Source organism: Neisseria macacae ATCC 33926, from assembly GCF_022749495.1.
Lineage (GTDB): Bacteria > Pseudomonadota > Gammaproteobacteria > Burkholderiales > Neisseriaceae > Neisseria > Neisseria macacae.
The window spans coordinates 2612637-2629257 of sequence record NZ_CP094241.1 but is presented as its reverse complement, the minus strand read 5'-3'; the positions used below and the strand labels follow the sequence as shown (position 1 = coordinate 2629257).

The following is a 16621-nucleotide window of genomic DNA, read 5'->3' as shown; positions in this document are numbered from 1 at the left end:
ACTCAATAATTTTTTATTCTTAATAATAAACTAAAAAAGTCAGCATCATTAAGAATTGTCTGGTATTCTATTTTCACTTAAACGAGCACTTTTCGGCCAAAGTTCTGGGTCTAATTTGTGCAACAATGCTACTTGGCGGAAACAATGGCGCAAGTCCCGGTAGAATTGTTCTATTTCTGTGTAATGGTTATCCAACCAAAAATCGAAAACTATTTTAAATTCTTCGAGATTGTCATTAAAAACAGTTTTATTGCTTTCTCTTCTTACACCTGATGCAGATTTACCATCTTGTCTCAATTGATTAATTCTTTCTTCAATCGCTGATATTTGCGGTTTAATTGAGTTAATATACCGGTGCTTGGTCAAACCGTTGCTTAAGGCTGTATCAGTATTCCAAAAAATCTGAGTCTGATACATTTCGAAATTTTGTTCGTTAGCTAATTCGTCGTAGTAATCAAAAATCAATTGTTCGGGATTTTTGTTGCCAGGCAATACAATAATATTATGTTTCATTGCTTTCTGACCGTTATTGTCACCATCTAATATACAAATGGCATTCATGGTGTTTTGATTTAAATACTGGTCTTTGAAAATTTCTTTCAATATTTCGCAACCGATACTGGCATTAACAAAGTGAAACTTGTCTCTTAAATCTCTAAAATATCTGCATCTGCTGTCAAAGTAGCCAAAAATCGCATTTAAAATGACACGCGCTTCATTATCTTCGGTAAATATAGGGATTTTAGGTGACGCGCTATAACTTACAGTTTGAATTTCCTGTAAGTGACGCTCAATTTTATGAATAGATGGGTCAGGTAATAAGGTTACATGATCACCTTGGTGAGTAAGATAATTTAATTTGATATGGTTGCGATAAGTAGGGGTTAATGCTTTCTCTAGCAAGTATAAGCTATGCGTAGTAAAGAAAATCTGAATCTTATATCTTTCAGAATATTCAATTAAGGTATGAAGCAGACGCAATTGCATAGCAGGGTGAAGCGTTGCGTCCATTTCGTCAATTAACAAAATGGACGCAGGTTGGTCGATATTATGCAGACTTGGAGCATTTTCGTAGTAATAGCGAAGCAGTACCAAATTTTTTAAGATAATAATCGCATTATCTTCACCAACTGATGCTGTATTGGAGTCGATGCCTTCAGTATCGGTCAAATATTCAGTTCGAGTTTTAATATTTGCGATAATCTGAGGGGTTGATTCAATTATTTTGATGCCAGTTATATGCTGGACTAACTGATAGAAAATTACATTATATTCTTCAGGCAACTCTTTTCTTACCCCTTTGACAGGAGTATCGTTCTTCATTTCCCCGAAAGGTAGCAATCTAGCTAAACTTAAATAAACTGTACGTAAGGTTGGCAAGCTTTGGTTTTGGGAAGATGAATATTGAGGAATGAGCCGAAAGCGTGAGTGGGCATTGTCCGCATTATTGTGCCTTCTAAATTCAATAGACTGCCCATCGCTATAATATACTTTAAATAATTCACCACGCTGTCCAGGGGCAGGGTCGTTGTATTCCTTATCACCTTTTGTCAACAATTCGATTTTTGCATTGACTTGAGCAGAAATATTGTTAATCACTTTCAATTCACTTGCGGGTACTAATTGAGTATTAGTGGATTTTTCTGCTTGGAATGCATTGCTGATGAGATATAGGATAGATGATTTACACGTCCCGTTTAATCCTGAAATAATATTGATATGATTGCAAAATTCTAATTCTAAGGGGGCTTTTAAGCGTCGATATTGTGTAAAGGTAATACGTTTAATCATATTTAGGCTGCCTTTTTAGATACAAAGACTATTTTTAATAAAACAACAAGAGTAATTGTAGTTTTATATTGATGTGAAAATTACGGTAAATAATGCTTATTTATGCATTATCTATTCCTAAGTGTATCAGAAAATTGTTTTTTGATTCCATTATGTACTAAATAATGAATAAGGGTAGTAAAAATTTATTCTGTAATTGATTAAGATGGTTGGCAAGGTTGTTCATTTTGCAAGCAGCCCGAAAATTTGTGGGTCATTTTTATTCATTTCTCCTTCGTTTCCCACACCTTCAACAGTCTCTTCACCGACACCGGATACGGCGTCTTCAATTCCTGCGCGAACAGCGACACTCTCAATTCTTCAATCATCCATCTAAACGCGGCGAGATCGTCTGAAACGGGTTGTCCTTGTTTCACCAAGCCGTCGGTTTTTTCCTGCCACATTTGTTCCAGCTCTTGAATATCGGCTTCGCGGGCTGCGTCGCGGGCGGGGTTGCCGCTGTATTTTTCGAGGCGCAGGGTCATGGCTTTGAGGTAGATGGGGAGGCGTGGCCATTGCGCCCACGGGGTGCGGGAGGCGAAGCCGGCGGCGAGCAGGGTTTGCAGGCGTAGTCTTAGGAGGTGGGTGAGCGGGTGTTTGCCAAGTTTGCCGTTGAGTTCGGCGTAGGCGGCGGCGGTTTCCTGCAAGTAGCGGCTGAGGGTTTCTTTGACGGCGGGCAGGCGGCTGCGGGCGCGTTTGATTTGTTCTTTGAAGGCTTTTTCGTTGCGCGGCAGTTCGTCTTCGCCGATAAAGGCGCGGTCGCAGACGGCTTGGGTAAGGTCGTCGCGCAGGGTGTCGGCGTTGATGTGTTTGAGCAGCATGGCGGCTTGGGTGAAGCCTTGGATGCCTTTGTTCAGGTCTTTAACTTGTTCTTTTAGTTGTAGTTTCATGAGTTCTATCACGCCTAATCTGTGGGCTTGTTCGGCGGCGTCGGACGTGTCGAACAGGCGCAGGGCGATGCGGCCGTCTTTTTCTTTTTGCAGGCCGAGGTAGCCGGTGAGCTGTTGTTTGCCGCGGGCGAATTTGATGGATTCGGGCAGGGTGCCGATGTCCCATGCGGTAACGTTGTCGCGCTCGAATTCTTGGGTGTTGTCGCGGAAGGTGGTGGCGGCGGCTTTGCCAAGTTGTTGTTGGATTTGGATTAAATCACGCCCCATGGCTAATTCTTGTCCGCCGTCGTCGATGATGCGGAGGTTGAAATAGCAGTGTTCGGGCAGCCTGAACGCGGCCCATTCGTCTTGGTTGATTTGCTCCAGTATGCGGATGTCGCCTGCGGTTTTGGCGATGGCTTGGGCGAGTTGGGGCAGGATGGGGGCGTTGCGGTCGGGGTTTTGGCTTAAAAATTGGGTGATGAATTCGGGCACGGGCACGCAGATGCGGCGGATTTGTTTGGGCAGTGCTTTGATTTGTAGCTGGATTTTTTCGCGTATCATGCCGGGCACGAGCCATTCGAGGGAAGCGGGGCTGATGCGGTTGAGGACGGTGAGCGGCAGGGTGAGGGTAACGCCGTCGAGCGGGTGGTGCGGCTCGAAGCGGTAGCTGAGTTTGAATTTGCCGTCTGCGGTTTGCCAGTGTTTGGGGAATTGTTCTTCGGTAATGTGCGCGGCGGCGTGCTGCATGAGGTCGTCGCGGCTGAGGAACAACAGGCGCGGGTTGTCGCGCTCGGCGGTTTTGAGCCAGGCTTGGAAGGTGCGGATGTCGGCGAGGGGGAGGGGTTTCAGACGATTTTTTGGGGTTTTGGGTTTGGGGTCGTCTGAAAAGTTTTGTAGGGTGGGTGAACTCGGTTCACGCACGCGGTTGTCCGTATCTTTAGAATCCGCGTGCGTGGCTTGCGCCACACATTCTACGTTGTGCTTTTGAGATTTTAGGACATCTGCTGCATCCGCGCGTGCCAATAAGATGAGTTCGCCGGCAGTCTCAGCATCGGGATAATGCACCAAGCCGGCTTCGTCAAATCGCGCCATTACGCCACTTTGTAATGTTGCCCATTTTTCGGCGGAACCGATGGACGGGTCGCATTGCTGCTCGGCAATCAAGGCAACGATTTTGCCGTGCCATTGTCTGCTGTCGATCGTTACACGGTCACCAAGCAGTATCGGTTGACCGTTGGCGTAGCATAGGGAGTTTTCAGGTAGCCTTTGGGCTTTGGGGTCGTCTGAAACCGTTGAAATTGCGGTACTCTGTCCCCTCTCCTGTGGGAGAGGGTTAGGGAGAGGGTTTGCTGAGGTTGCAGAAAAGTTGGTTTGGGCGGCAACTGTTTTGCCCTCTCCCCAGCCCTCCCCCACGGGGGAGGGGGAGGGTTGCTGCGGATTTGTAGGATGCAGGCTGCCTGAAACCGTTGAAGCTGCGGTACCCTGTTCCCTCTCCTGCGGGAGAGGGTTAGGGAGAGGGGTTGCTGCGGTTGCGGAAAAGTTGGTTTGTGCGGCAACTGTTTTGCCCTCTCCCCAGCCCTCCCCCACGGGGGAGGGGGTAGTTTGTGCGGCCGCATCAATGCTGTCGGTTTGCAAAATCATGCGGTAATTGATTAAAACCGAGCCGTTTCGCTGAATTTGGTTTTGGTGTTGCAGTATAAATCCCTGTTTCTTAAAAAAGGGCAACGCGGCTGCGGACACATCTGTCGTTACCGTTTTATCTGCATCCGCCTGCGGTAAAACGGCAGACAACAGCGCGGAAGCGATGCCTTGCCGCTGGTGGGCAGGGTCGGTAAATAGGCAGTCCAAATGATTTTGCTCGGGCAGGTATTCGATAAAGCCGAGTATGCGGTCATTTTGCGCTGCCAATCGGATACAGCCGCGTCCAATCCGTTTTTGCCAAAAGGCGGCATTGTCCGCGCCCTGTATCCATGCGGCTTTTTCGCTGTCGCTATAATGGCTTGTTTCAATGTGCAGGACGGCGCGGCGGAACAGTTCGGCAATTTGGGCTGCATCATTATGTGTGGCGGGGCGTATGCGGAATGTTGTTGCGGATGATTTCAGGCTGCCTGAAACCGTTGAAACGGCGGCACTCTGTTCCCTCTCCTGCGGGAGAGGGTTAGGGAGAGGGCTTGCTGAGGTTGCGGAAAAGTTGGTTTGTGCGGCAATTGTTTTGCCCTCTCCCCAGCCCTCCCCCACGGGGGAGGGGGTGGTTTGCTGCGGATTTGTAGGATGCAGGCCGTCTGAAACCGCGTCCGCCGTATAAAAATCGGGCAGCCGTTCGTGATAAAACGCAAACAGGGCTTCGTCATCGACCAGCACGTCTTGCTTGCGCGATTTGTGTTCGAGTTCGGTAATTTCCTTAATCAGCTTTTTGTTGTGGACAAAAAAGTCCGCTTTCAAATCGCATTCCTGCGCCACCAGCGCGCTGCGGATAAAGATTTCGCGCGCTTCTTCGGGGGCGATTCTGCCGTAGGACACGGGGCGGCGCGGCAAGACGGTCAGGCCGTAGAGCGTAACGCGTTCGCTGGCGATGACTTCGCCGCGTTTTTGTTCCCAGTGCGGCTCGAAATAGTGGTAGCGGACGAGGTGCGGCGCTTCCTGCTCGATCCATTCGGGCTGGATGGCGGCTACGTCGCGCGCATAAAGTTTTGTCGTTTCAACGAGTTCTGCCGCCATCACCCATTTGGGTTTGGCTTTGAACAGGGCGGAGGCGGGGAAAAGGTGGAAGCGGCTGCCGCGCGCGCCGGTGTAGTCGTTGCCGTCGGGCGATTTCATGCCGACGTTGGCGATAAGGCCGGTGAGCAGGGCGCGGTGGATTTGTTCGTAGCCCGCTTCTTTGGCGGCGCGGATTTGGGCGCGGTGTTGCTTTTTATCCAGTTGTTTTTGTTTGAGTTTGGCGGATAGGTCTTGGTCGCCCGCATTTTCAGACGACGTGAGCTGCCTGACTTCGGGAGGCCGTCTGAAAGCGGCTTCCTTGGTGGTCAAACCCATTTCAATCGCGGTTTGGGCAAGCTGGTGGTGCAGCTCGCGCCATTCGCGCATCCGCAGGTGCGACAGGAAATATTGGCGGCACCACTGCACCAGCTGCTTGTTGGACAAGCCTTTGTCGCGCTCGCGCTGGAAGCTGTCCCAAATGTTCAGATAGGCAAGAAAATCGGACTGCTTGTCGGTAAAACGCTCATGCGCCTTGGCCGCGGCATCGCGCGCTTCCAGCGGCCGCTCGCGCGGGTCTTGAATCGACAGCGCGGACGCAATCACCAATATTTCCGCCATGCAGTCGTGTTTCTTCGCCGCTAACAAAATGCGCGCGATTTTCGGATCGATGGGCAGACGTGCCATTTGTTCGCCGAGTTTGGTCAGGCGGTATCGGGGAGGGGCGACGATATTGCCTGAAGCGTTTTGACGGTCGTCTGAAACGGTTTTGTCGTTTGTCGGATTGTGTCGGGCATGAATGCCTGAGCCGCGTGCTTGATTTTTAGTGTTTTGCATAGTCTTGTAGGTCGGGCGTTCGTGTCCGACATGGTCTCAATTTATATCGTTTATAGGTTTTGCACAGCCTTATTGCGGATAAACATATTCCGCTTTGCCGTTTTTGATTTTCAGGCTGCCTGCATCGCCTGTAATCAGGTTGCCCGTTACCGAGCCTTCGGTGCAGCCTGAAACCTTCATATCGTAGCCCAGCGTGTGAATCAGGAAAGTTGAAAGCTGCTGGTGGAAGGCAATTTCGCAAGGTGCGAAGGCTTGGTTGGCGGATTGCTGCACGGCGGCATCAGGGCTGTATAGCACCAGCGGTATGATGTAGCTGTTGGGATGTACCGTATCTTGGTTGAAGGTGTTTATCTGTTACAGATTGTTTTTCTCAAACGAGGTCGTCTGAAAATGGTTTGTGTGGTTGATTAGGGGGCAGACATAAATTCCCATCCTACTTGATATACACAATTTTAGTACCGTCAATACGTAGGATTTGGGTGTCTTGTAAATGTTGTAGCAGTTTGTCGGTTTCTTGTGCATTGGATTTTGTGAGTGCATGGATTGTATTGCGTAAAGTTTTGGTTTTGTTGGGACGGTTCTTTAACGATAACGCGGCAATTACTTTTTTCCAAATAGTTTCATCAGGTTCCCACACGATTTTTTTAGGCTGCTTGGGCGCGGGCTGCGGTTTAGGTTCGGCAAACGGCGCGTATTCGATTTTCCCGTTTTCTTGGCGGATCAGGTTTTGTTCGCGCAAATGCCGAGCGAAGGCCTGAATATCATTGGGGCTGACCGTCAGGCAGAGCGCATCCGCGCGGCTTTGCACGGCGGCCTGAAAATCGGCATAGGTTTTGGGGCGCAGAGTCAAAATATAGCGTTGGATTTTTTGCAGCAAATCGCTGTCGCTGATGTGGTAGGACACGGTTTCTTGTTCATCAAGGTTGATAAAACCTTGTGTTTTCAGTTTGTTGATAACCTTGATAGTCGTTATATCGCATTCTTCTTCGGTTTTATCGACAAACAAATCACATAAAACATATTTATTCAGGTATTTTTGCAAATTATGCAGGCGGCAGGGACGGAAAGCGTTGGGGCGGCGCAGCGCGACTAGGGCGGCCTGGAAATAAGGTGCCAACGATTGTTGCGGTTTGGGCTCGGTTTCAGGCTGCAGACTGTTTTCCAACAATGCCGGCGGCGGTGCGGCCGTGATTTTCTGATGTTGCACTTCGTCTATATTGGCCAGGCGCACAATCCCTTGGGCTTGTTGGGTTTCCAAAATATGTTCGACCAGGACATCATATCCGCCGTCGCGCGAAAGTATGCCGATTTGGGCTTCGGGGTCGGTGGCGGTAATTTGTCCGAGATAATAGGACAGGTAAAAATCCAATGCGTTTTTACCCGTTTTTTGCAATTGGACAAGATGGGCGCGTTCGCCGAAACGCAACAGGGATTTCACCAGACTAATAGGCAACATTTTGTGTAATACACCTATAAATAGCCAAATATGGGTATTTTCAGTTGGTAATTTGTCTAAGTTTTGTGGCTGGACGTTTTCAAAATCTATGAGTAAGTGTTTCATGTTTTTACCGTATGCAATGTTGTAGGTCGGGCATCTAGATGCGCGGTAGTTTTATTGTTTGTTGGTTTTTGTCAGGTAGAAGTGTATATCCTACTTGTTTTCAGACGACCTCCACAGCCCCCAATTCTAGCAACACCTGAAACCCATCATTGATATACCGCGAATCGGGCATTTCTAAAAACGGGAATGCCGCTACATCGCCGAGTTTCAATGCCGCCATGCGCAGGATGACGGCGGCTAGGTTGCTGCGGACGATTTCGGGATCGGTGAATTCGGGGCGGCTGTTGAAATCTTCTTCTGAAAACAGTCGGATACACACGCCTGCGGAGACGCGTCCGCAGCGGCCGGAGCGTTGGCGGGCGGCGGCTTGGGAGATTTTTTCGACATGAAGCTGCTCCACTTTTGCCCGTGCGGAATAGCGTTTGACGCGCGCGAGGCCGGTGTCGATGACGTATTTGATGCCCGGCACGGTGAGCGAGGTTTCGGCGACGTTGGTTGCCAGTACGATGCGGCGTTTCGCGCCTGTGGGGTGGAAGATTTTGTGCTGTTCGGCGTGTGATAGGCGTGCGAACAGGGGCAGGATTTCGTCGTTGCGGCGCAGCGTGGATTTGCGCAGGGCTTCGGCGGCTTCGCGGATTTCGCGTTCGCCCGGCAGGAACACCAAAATATCGCCTTCACCATATCGCGCTAATTCGTCCGCCGCATCGACAATCGCGTCGGTCAGCTCTACTTCCGCGTCGTCTTCGTCTTTGCTGGTCAGCGGGCGGCATAGGATTTCGACGGGATAGGTGCGCCCGCTCACTTCCAGCACGGGCGCGCCGTTGAAGTGTTGGGAGAAGCGTTCTGCGTCTATCGTTGCCGAGGTGATGATGACTTTCAAATCGGGGCGGCGCGGCAGGAGCTGTTTCAGGTAGCCCAAGAGGAAGTCGATGTTCAGGCTGCGTTCGTGCGCTTCGTCGATGATAATCGTGTCGTAGGCGGCGAGATAACGGTCGGTCTGGGTTTCTGCCAGCAGAATGCCGTCGGTCATCAGCTTGACGCAGGCATCCCGCGAGGTGTGGTCGGTAAAGCGTACTTTATAGCCGACCGCGTTGCCGATTTCCGATTTCAGCTCTTCGGCAATCCGCTCCGCCACCGAGCGCGCGGCCAAACGGCGCGGCTGGGTATGTCCAATCAAACCTGCCGCCCCGCGCCCGAGTTCCAAACAAATCTTGGGCAACTGCGTGGTTTTGCCCGAACCGGTTTCGCCGCAAATAATCGTTACCTGATTTTCGGCAATGGCTTTTTTGATTTCCTCGAGCTTTTCGTGAACGGGCAGGGTGTTGTCGAACTCGGGTTTGGGCAATGTGGCCAAACGTTTCAAAAAGATTTCGTGCGATTTTCGGTATTTTTCTTCGACTTTGGACAAGCCGCCGTATTTGTTGGGATTTTTGAAGGCGGATTGCAGGAAGTGGCGGTCTTTGGAGAGGGTTTGGGAGAAATCGGGATGGGGCATGGTACGGGCGGATGTCGGTGAGAATAAAAATGGTAGTATTATAGCAAACTGGCTTTGCCTAATCGGTATGGGTACTATTTAGCCCCCTTTTGCAGGCAGGCTGTATTGTTTAATGAAAAGGAATATCTATGAAAAAGATTTTATGTTTGGTTTTGGCGATGAGTATGGGCAGCGTGGCATTTGCCGCGGAGTACAGAACGAAACAACCCATTGCCCACGACTGGCTGAAAATCAACGGCAATCAGTTCAATATTGAATCTGCCAACGAACGCGGGCATATATGTGGCGCGCAAGGGAAAATGGATAAGAATAAGGTTTGGAAAGATGGGGAAGGCTGCCAAATATCTTTTCAATTCAAGGGGGATGAGGTGAAAGTGGATGCCGAGGGCTGCGAAAATTATTGCGGCGCGGGTGTATCTTTCCCGTCGGAGTATTACAAGTTGCCGCAGGTTTGTTCGCAACAAAGTGTCAAAAAGATGGAAAACCGTTTTCAGACGACCTTACGTTCAGGAAAATTCGAACAGGCTGCGGACATCAAACAAAATTATCTGAAACAGTGCGGCGACTTCCTCAATCCGATTGAAACAGTGACTGCCGCCAACGATGCCGCCGATGCTTACCGTCAGGCAAACAACAAAGCCGCCTGTATCCAAACTTTGGATGCGGTGCAGGATCATTATGAGAGCCAATTGTTGGATAAGGACTTGGTGAATAAGATTAATGTGCAGATGGAGCGTGACAAAGCTTTGCGCCAACAATGTAGCTGAACACTGATAAAAAGGTTGCTAGAAGGTCGTCTGAAAAGTAAATGTGTACTTTATGACGACCTTTATTATTGCCGTTGGTCGCAAAAAATGCTCGTTTGGCATATTTATTACAAAGTCATATTGTTTGTGCTTAGAATGCGTTCCTGTCTTCGTCAGATAACAATTTTAAGAACAAAATTATGAAAAAATATCTTGCTTTGATGTGTGTTGCAGCCCTATCTGCCTGCGGTGGCGGCAGCTCTTCCCCCAGTACGCAATCCACGCCGACACAGGCTCCAAAATCTGCCCAAGCCCTGCCCTCGGCAGACGCAGCTTCCGCATTGCCGGTAGCTGCGAAGTCGGAAAAACCGGAGTCCGGCAAACAATTTTTCAGCGGAACCAATTCTTCTGATTCCGCAGTGGCATTCAATCATGCCGATTGGAACAAGATTACCGTCGAAGGCGTAGAGGTCGATCTTGCAGCCGTACAAGGTGAGAGTTTTAAAAACGGCTGGCGGGACAGTGTCGGCGGTTCGGAGAATAAACGCCTTGCCAATTTTGGTGGCAATTACGTCCTGCACCACAGCACACCCGATGCGGTTGCCGGCATCGTGAAGACCGAATCGCAAAACAATTACGCTTTCTTCAACGGTAATTTTACCCGTGAAGCAGAAATGCCGAAAATCGGACAGGCGGTTTACGACGTATCGACCGTCAGCGTGCGCGGTACTCTGGCGCAGGCATACGGTACAGGCCGTCTGACTGCCGATTTCGAAAGCAAAAAAGTCAGTGGCAGCCTCGGCTATTTCAACAAAACGCTCACCGTTGATGCGGATATCAACGGCAACAGATTTTCTTCCGTCACCCCGACGGCAGAAATACACGGCGGTTTCTTCGGTTCCGCAGCCGCAGAGACAGCAGGTGTTTATCAGGTCGGTAAAATCGTAGGGACGTTTGCCGGCCAAAAACAATAAAAAGTGAAAGTTGCATTTACTTTTTTACAAGGGGTGCAGACACTCAAAATTTCACGACTTTCGGCATAAATATCAAATGTGTAGCAACGGCACGGTAAAGTTGGTCATCTTACGTGCCTTGTTACTCAAGCAGAAAGTATTTAAAAACGAAAAAAGCACAAAATTTTGAATCGTCGAACCACCCCAAGGGGAAAGGTCGTCTGAAAACGGTTTGGTTATCCGTTTTCAGACGACCTATTTTTATGGTCGGCTCTCGCAAAGACAATGTTGAAGTGTTCACAAAAACAGTTGCAGCGAAAAGAAAGAGCAGTTTTGTAGCGATTCCTCTATATCGGTTACAATCCGTTTTTTTCCTTAAACCAATATTCCAAAGCACAAAATTATGCTGAAAATCATCTCTGCCAACGTCAACGGCATCCGCTCCGCCTACAAAAAAGGGTTTTACGAATACATTGCCGCATCGGGCGCGGACATCGTCTGCGTGCAGGAACTCAAAGCGCAGGAAGCCGATTTGTCCGACGAAATGAAGAATCCGCACGGGATGCACGGCCATTGGCATTGCGCCGAAAAACGCGGTTACAGCGGCGTGGCGGTGTACAGCAAACGCGCGCCTGACAATGTGCAAATCGGTATGGGCATTGAAGAATTCGACAGGGAAGGGCGGTTTGTGCGCTGCGATTTCGGCAAGCTGTCGGTGATTTCGCTTTACCTGCCCAGCGGCACCAGCGCGCCGGAGCGGCAGGAATTGAAATACCGCTTTTTAGACGCGTTCTATCCCATGCTTGAAGCCATGAAGGCGGAGGGGCGCGACATTGTCGTCTGCGGCGACTGGAACATCGCCCACCAAAACATCGACCTGAAAAACTGGAAAGGCAATCAGAAAAACTCAGGCTTCCTGCCTGAAGAGCGCGAATGGATAGGCAAAGTCATCCATACGCTTGGCTGGACGGATATGTGGCGCACGCTCTATCCCGACAATCCCGGCTATACTTGGTGGAGCAACCGCGGACAGGCGTATGCGAAAGATGTCGGGTGGCGCATCGACTATCAGATGGTTACACCCGAACTCGCCGCCAAAGCGGTGTCCGCGCATGTTTATAAAGACGAGAAATTTTCCGACCATGCACCTTTGGTCGTGGAGTACGACTATGCTGCCCAATAAAGTTTTCGGCAAATACGATTGGAATGTGAACGGTAAAACCGGCATAGGCGCGGCATGGGTGGTCGCCGCGTTTGTATTGCCTATGCTGGTGTGGACGATATTCATGCTGGCGCGGATGTCCGGCTGGGTTGAAATGACCCGCGCCAATCCGCTTTGGGCGTTGGTGTGGCTGCTGTTTTCGCTGCCCTGCCTCATGATTGCCGCCAAGTGTTTCGGCTGGAAAGGCTGGCGGTTGATTGCCAACATCCTGATCTGCCTCGCCACCTGCGCCGTTTTAAGTGTCCCCGCCGTGCTCTTGATTACCTTTACGCTCAAAGATTTGCTCAAATAGGTCGTCTGAAATGCGAACTTTCGAACTCGAAGACCTGACGCTTTTCTTGATACGCGACGCGGACGAAGCAGAAATGTGGATAGACCGCTGGGCGGTCAGCTATCCCGTCGTCCAAACCGCTGCCGCTTCCGCCAGCCAAAGCGTCACCCAATGGCAGGCAAACCTTCAGTCGGCGTTTGAAGGCATCAGCGGCGAACACATCGCCGTCGTCGCACACGGCGCAGGCGTATCCGCTTTTCTGGCGTGGCTCTACCAAACCGACATCCTGACACAGAAAAAAATCGTCAACATCATCCTTGTGTCGCCGCGTCCAGAAGCCTTCCCCGACGATGAAATACACACCTTCCAGCGCGTCCGTTGCCCCTGCCGCACCGCGCTTGTCATCGCCGAACAAAACGGCACGCTGCGCAACTGGGCGGAAGAACGGGCAAACCTGTGGAACGCCCGCCTCCTCCTGTCGCCGCACTCCGGCACGCTCAACGGCGCTCTCGGCGGCTGGCAATGGGGCATGAAGCTGATGCAGGAAATGCTCTTGAGTTGAACAAAACACTTGCAAGGATAAAACAGAAAAGGTCGTCTGAAACTGGAAATCAGGTTTCAGACGACCTTTTCGCAGGCAAGTAACAGTTTCGGGTAAAATACGGCGGTTCGCCAATTATCCGAAAGAATCCCATGTATTCCTTAGCCCGCAGCCTGCTGTTCAAACTCGATGCCGAAAAAGCCCACCATTTCACCCTCGACGCGCTCAACAAAGTATACAAACTCGGTTTGCTTCCGATTCTCGACAACCGCACCAAGCCCGTCAAACTCATGGGTATCACCCTGCCCAATCCCGTCGGACTGGCTGCCGGACTTGACAAAAACGGCGAATACATAGACGCATTGGGCGCACTCGGCTTCGGCTTCCTCGAAATTGGCACGGTCACGCCCAAACCACAGTCCGGTAACCCGCAGCCGCGCCTCTTCCGCGTTCCCGAACACCAAGGCATCATCAACCGCATGGGCTTCAACAACCACGGCATAGATGCCATGATTCAAAACATCGAAAAAAGCCGTTATCAAGGCGTATTGGGCATCAACATCGGCAAAAACGCCGTAACCCCCATCGAAAACGCCGCCGACGACTATTTAATCTGCCTCGAAAAAGCCTACGCACACGCAAGTTACATTACCGTCAATATTTCCTCACCCAACACCAAAAACCTCCGCGCACTGCAAGGCGGCGACGAACTGAGCGCGCTGCTCGAAGCCCTGAAAAATAAACAGGCGCAGCTTGCCGCCGCGCACGGAAAATACGTCCCACTCGCCGTCAAAATCGCTCCCGATTTAGATGAAGCACAAATCGAAGACATCGCCCACGTTGTCCAATCCGTCGAAATGGACGGCATCATCGCCACCAATACCACCATCGACAAATCAAGTCTCGGCAGCCATCCGCTCGCAAATGAGCAGGGCGGTTTAAGCGGTCTGCCCGTGCGCGAAAAAAGCAACCAAGTGCTGAAAATATTGGCGGAACACATCGACGGCAAGCTGCCGATTATTGGCGTCGGCGGCATCATGAACGGCAAGGACGCCACAGAAAAAATCCGCCTCGGCGCAACCGCCGTCCAAGTGTACAGCGGCATGATTTATAAAGGCCCGGCATTAGTGAAGGATTGTCTGGCAGCGTTGAAGTAAACACGATTTCCAACATAAGAGGTCGTCTGAAAACCGGTTTAGCTGGATTTAAACGGTTTTCAGACGACCTTTTTAACGGAAATTCAGATCTCAATAACCCATTAATACAATTTACTATTAAGGTAGTTTAATCGTCTTTAAAACTTACCTATTTATGATTCACGGGTTATATAAAGCGTATGCCAAGACAATGGTAAACCTGATGCCTTATTCTCAAACTCTTTTTTCATACTGACAACAAATGTTGCTTTCAGCTTATGTCCATTTCTAACTGTCTCAAATTCATAGAAAGCATAATTAGTAGGTGCTATATGGTCATAGACTTTTTGATCAGTCATATCATCAAATACTGTCAGCGTAAGATCATATTTGATTTGTTCTTCACGAGGTAAGTCCTGCAAATAATATTTTCTTTTAAAATTTAAGCCTACGTCTTGAAAGTCTTTAGGCGTAAAAGAAAAAATATTTTCCATATCAACATAAATCCATACCTTATTCCATAATGACTTCTCATCATTTCTAAATAGATAACTGTAATAGTATGCAAATATGCCGCGTTCAGCATTATTTGGCTTTTTGATTACATAAGTATAATGGAGCGTTGCACTGGTTACAGGTACGTCAGTTTCTTTAGGAACATTCCGTTGAACATAAAACAATGAGTCCTCTTCAAAATCTTCTAATCTTTTTAAATTGCTTAATAAATTAATATTTTCAGATATAAATTGCTTTACAGTTTCATTGTTTTGTTTAGTATATTCATAACCTACATTATTAGCCAAGTCATACTGTTCCGGAGTTACTGTATTGTACAACCAGTAAGTATATGGTTTTTGGTCGGTCCAATAATTATTGGATAAAAAGATTAATAAAAAAGATATGATAATAAGTATGAATATTATGCATTTTTTAAACATAATATTTCCTTTTCAAAGGAGAATTGCTTGAAATAACCTGAGGTTGAGTCATACAAGATTTCTCCGCATTAAACTTTATCCGTAATGCCTGTCCCAGTTTTTTACCATCAGGACGGGGTCTTTACATAAAGCATTACGATGTTTATTCAAGTATATTCTCATAAAAAAAACAAGCAGTTTGGAGTAAGGTCATCAAATTACCTAAAAATGTCGGATTTCCAGCACAACTTCCACTTGCCTGTTAATCAGGTAAAGAAATTATATTCAGTTTTAAATTAATCAACCAGATTATGAGAACAAATAGAGTTCCGTAATACATTCCATACATAAAACTTCTCAATTGACTTGTTTTTCTTTCGGTATGAATAAATCCTCCAGAGAATAATAAACAAAATAAAAACATAAAATAAAAAAATGGTTCATGAATAAGTAGCATCAATAGAGTTATTGTCCATATTGCAGTATATATATAAAAATAATTAGGGAAAATATAATTTCTTTCAAAGAAATTCATATCTTTCATTCTTTTTCTCAGTTCTACGTCGTTTTTCCACTCAATAACAAGAAAAATAAAAAGAATGAATAAAGCAATACTTGGCAAGTAGATATTAATAATAGAATTGATGCCCATGTTTCAGTATATGAAGAAAATATAATGGTTTTTTGAAACCTAAACCTGAGATGGTATTTGAATCAGGATTGATCTAATGTGTTTTAACGGTATTTGAAGGACAAAGCTCTAAAGCTTCCTCGGATCGGAGTGATGTAAACATATAATGTACTAGATCAGGATTGTTTGAATAGTATTTACTGACCAAATAAGGAGAGTTGTTTGAATAAAAATAACAATATAATTTACCATTATCCAAAAAAGGTTGTTTTTGGGAAGCAGGAATATTGAAGTCGTTTAAATAGTCTATTCCTTTAGAAGTTATAGGATAAAGTTGAGAAAAGGGTATTTCATCCGCTTTATTTGTTTCAAAAATAACGATCATTTCATTTGTTTCAATAAAAGTCCTCAAGAATATATTGCGACTGCTTTTGGGAAAAATATCAATGTACCAAGAAAATGACTTGGAATTTAAAAACTCATCAGGAGTTTTGTAATGGAAATCATCATGTTGATCATGGCTGAACATTAATATTATTAATGGTATAACTATGATTGCAGATAGCGTGCCTAAAGAGATTAAAGCTAATTTAATAAATTTCTTCATGGATGCACTTTTTAAGGCGAATTGCAGTTTTAATCAAAGGACTGTCACGGATAACTAAGGAAATTCAGTTCAAAGCAGACTTATTACTATGAGGAAAAGCCTCTAAGCTCGTACGAGCTAAATAGCTCATCGAAACAGTTTGTTGCAGGCGTTATTACCAGAGTAGTAGCCTACTTTTTAATCTGTATTTGATAGGTCGTCTGAAAGTTTTTCAGACGACCTTTATTTAAATCTAACTTACACTTGCTTATTTGGATTATGCTTGTTATTTAGTGAATGATTTTAAAAATATAATCACGAACCAAACA

Annotated in this window: 12 protein-coding genes and 1 pseudogene; 6 read left to right on the top strand and 7 right to left on the bottom strand. The window is 47.5% G+C overall.

The annotated features are described in order from the left end of the window. Positions 1-48: 48 nt before the first annotated feature. From MON40_RS12535 to hrpA, 5 genes and pseudogenes are all read right to left on the bottom strand, one after another. Positions 49-1791, bottom strand: a complete 1743-nt coding sequence (locus tag MON40_RS12535; protein WP_242925932.1) for an AAA family ATPase — start codon at positions 1789-1791, stop codon at positions 49-51. Positions 1792-2054: 263 nt separating this feature from the next. Then, positions 2055-6233: a GNAT family N-acetyltransferase gene (locus tag MON40_RS12530; protein ID WP_242925931.1), complete on the bottom strand. Its 4179-nt coding sequence runs from the start codon at positions 6231-6233 to the stop codon at positions 2055-2057. A 69-nt stretch (positions 6234-6302) separates the two neighbouring features. Beyond that, positions 6303-6575 (bottom strand): annotated as a pseudogene (locus MON40_RS12525) (phosphoethanolamine transferase); the annotation flags it as partial. A gap of 91 nt (positions 6576-6666) precedes the next feature. Then, positions 6667-7794: a PIN domain-containing protein gene (locus tag MON40_RS12520; RefSeq protein WP_003775982.1), complete on the bottom strand. Its 1128-nt coding sequence runs from the start codon at positions 7792-7794 to the stop codon at positions 6667-6669. Between the two features lie 100 nt (positions 7795-7894). Further along, complete coding sequence (hrpA, locus tag MON40_RS12515; RefSeq protein ID WP_003775984.1) at positions 7895-9289, bottom strand: ATP-dependent RNA helicase HrpA; 1395 nt, start codon at positions 9287-9289, stop codon at positions 7895-7897. Positions 9290-9417: 128 nt separating this feature from the next. Here hrpA and MON40_RS12510 point away from each other — a divergent pair, with 128 nt between their 5' ends. The 6 genes from MON40_RS12510 to MON40_RS12485 all read left to right on the top strand — a co-directional run bounded on the left by MON40_RS12510 (position 9418) and on the right by MON40_RS12485 (position 14179). Further along, positions 9418-10056, top strand: coding sequence for a DUF2961 domain-containing protein (locus MON40_RS12510; protein WP_003775986.1), 639 nt, complete (start codon positions 9418-9420; stop codon positions 10054-10056). Positions 10057-10235: 179 nt separating this feature from the next. Further along, the gene (locus MON40_RS12505; RefSeq protein WP_242925930.1) at positions 10236-11009 is read left to right on the top strand and encodes a transferrin-binding protein-like solute binding protein; all 774 of its coding nucleotides are present in this window, start codon (positions 10236-10238) and stop codon (positions 11007-11009) included. A gap of 382 nt (positions 11010-11391) precedes the next feature. Continuing rightward, complete coding sequence (locus MON40_RS12500) at positions 11392-12171, top strand: exodeoxyribonuclease III (protein ID WP_003758273.1); 780 nt, start codon at positions 11392-11394, stop codon at positions 12169-12171. Beyond that, on the top strand, positions 12158-12502 hold the full coding sequence (locus MON40_RS12495; protein ID WP_003768688.1) for a hypothetical protein: 345 nt from the start codon (positions 12158-12160) through the stop codon (positions 12500-12502). Before MON40_RS12500 ends, MON40_RS12495 begins: the two co-directional genes overlap by 14 nt. Before the next feature lie 10 nt (positions 12503-12512). Further along, entirely contained in the window at positions 12513-13043 is a 531-nt protein-coding gene (locus tag MON40_RS12490; protein WP_003775992.1) for an alpha/beta hydrolase, read from the top strand. A gap of 131 nt (positions 13044-13174) precedes the next feature. Further along, complete coding sequence (locus tag MON40_RS12485) at positions 13175-14179, top strand: quinone-dependent dihydroorotate dehydrogenase (protein WP_003775994.1); 1005 nt, start codon at positions 13175-13177, stop codon at positions 14177-14179. A 152-nt stretch (positions 14180-14331) separates the two neighbouring features. Here the strand turns inward: MON40_RS12485 and MON40_RS12480 are convergent, their stop codons facing one another. After that, a complete protein-coding gene (locus tag MON40_RS12480) occupies positions 14332-15096 on the bottom strand; it encodes a hypothetical protein (protein ID WP_242925929.1) in 765 nt (254 codons plus the stop codon). A 704-nt stretch (positions 15097-15800) separates the two neighbouring features. Continuing rightward, on the bottom strand, positions 15801-16313 hold the full coding sequence (locus tag MON40_RS12475; RefSeq protein ID WP_003780579.1) for a hypothetical protein: 513 nt from the start codon (positions 16311-16313) through the stop codon (positions 15801-15803). Positions 16314-16621: the final 308 nt, after the last annotated feature.

Coding starts and splice junctions, on each gene's coding strand:
- MON40_RS12535 (WP_242925932.1), bottom strand. CDS start 1,791: ATGATTAAACGTATTACCTTTACACAATATCGACGCTTAAAAGCCCCC.
- MON40_RS12475 (WP_003780579.1), bottom strand. CDS start 16,313: ATGAAGAAATTTATTAAATTAGCTTTAATCTCTTTAGGCACGCTATCT.
- MON40_RS12485 (WP_003775994.1), top strand. CDS start 13,175: ATGTATTCCTTAGCCCGCAGCCTGCTGTTCAAACTCGATGCCGAAAAA.
- MON40_RS12500 (WP_003758273.1), top strand. CDS start 11,392: ATGCTGAAAATCATCTCTGCCAACGTCAACGGCATCCGCTCCGCCTAC.
- MON40_RS12530 (WP_242925931.1), bottom strand. CDS start 6,233: ATGCAAAACACTAAAAATCAAGCACGCGGCTCAGGCATTCATGCCCGA.
- MON40_RS12505 (WP_242925930.1), top strand. CDS start 10,236: ATGAAAAAATATCTTGCTTTGATGTGTGTTGCAGCCCTATCTGCCTGC.
- hrpA (WP_003775984.1), bottom strand. CDS start 9,289: ATGCCCCATCCCGATTTCTCCCAAACCCTCTCCAAAGACCGCCACTTC.
- MON40_RS12480 (WP_242925929.1), bottom strand. CDS start 15,096: ATGTTTAAAAAATGCATAATATTCATACTTATTATCATATCTTTTTTA.
- MON40_RS12490 (WP_003775992.1), top strand. CDS start 12,513: ATGCGAACTTTCGAACTCGAAGACCTGACGCTTTTCTTGATACGCGAC.
- MON40_RS12495 (WP_003768688.1), top strand. CDS start 12,158: ATGCTGCCCAATAAAGTTTTCGGCAAATACGATTGGAATGTGAACGGT.
- MON40_RS12510 (WP_003775986.1), top strand. CDS start 9,418: ATGAAAAAGATTTTATGTTTGGTTTTGGCGATGAGTATGGGCAGCGTG.
- MON40_RS12520 (WP_003775982.1), bottom strand. CDS start 7,794: ATGAAACACTTACTCATAGATTTTGAAAACGTCCAGCCACAAAACTTA.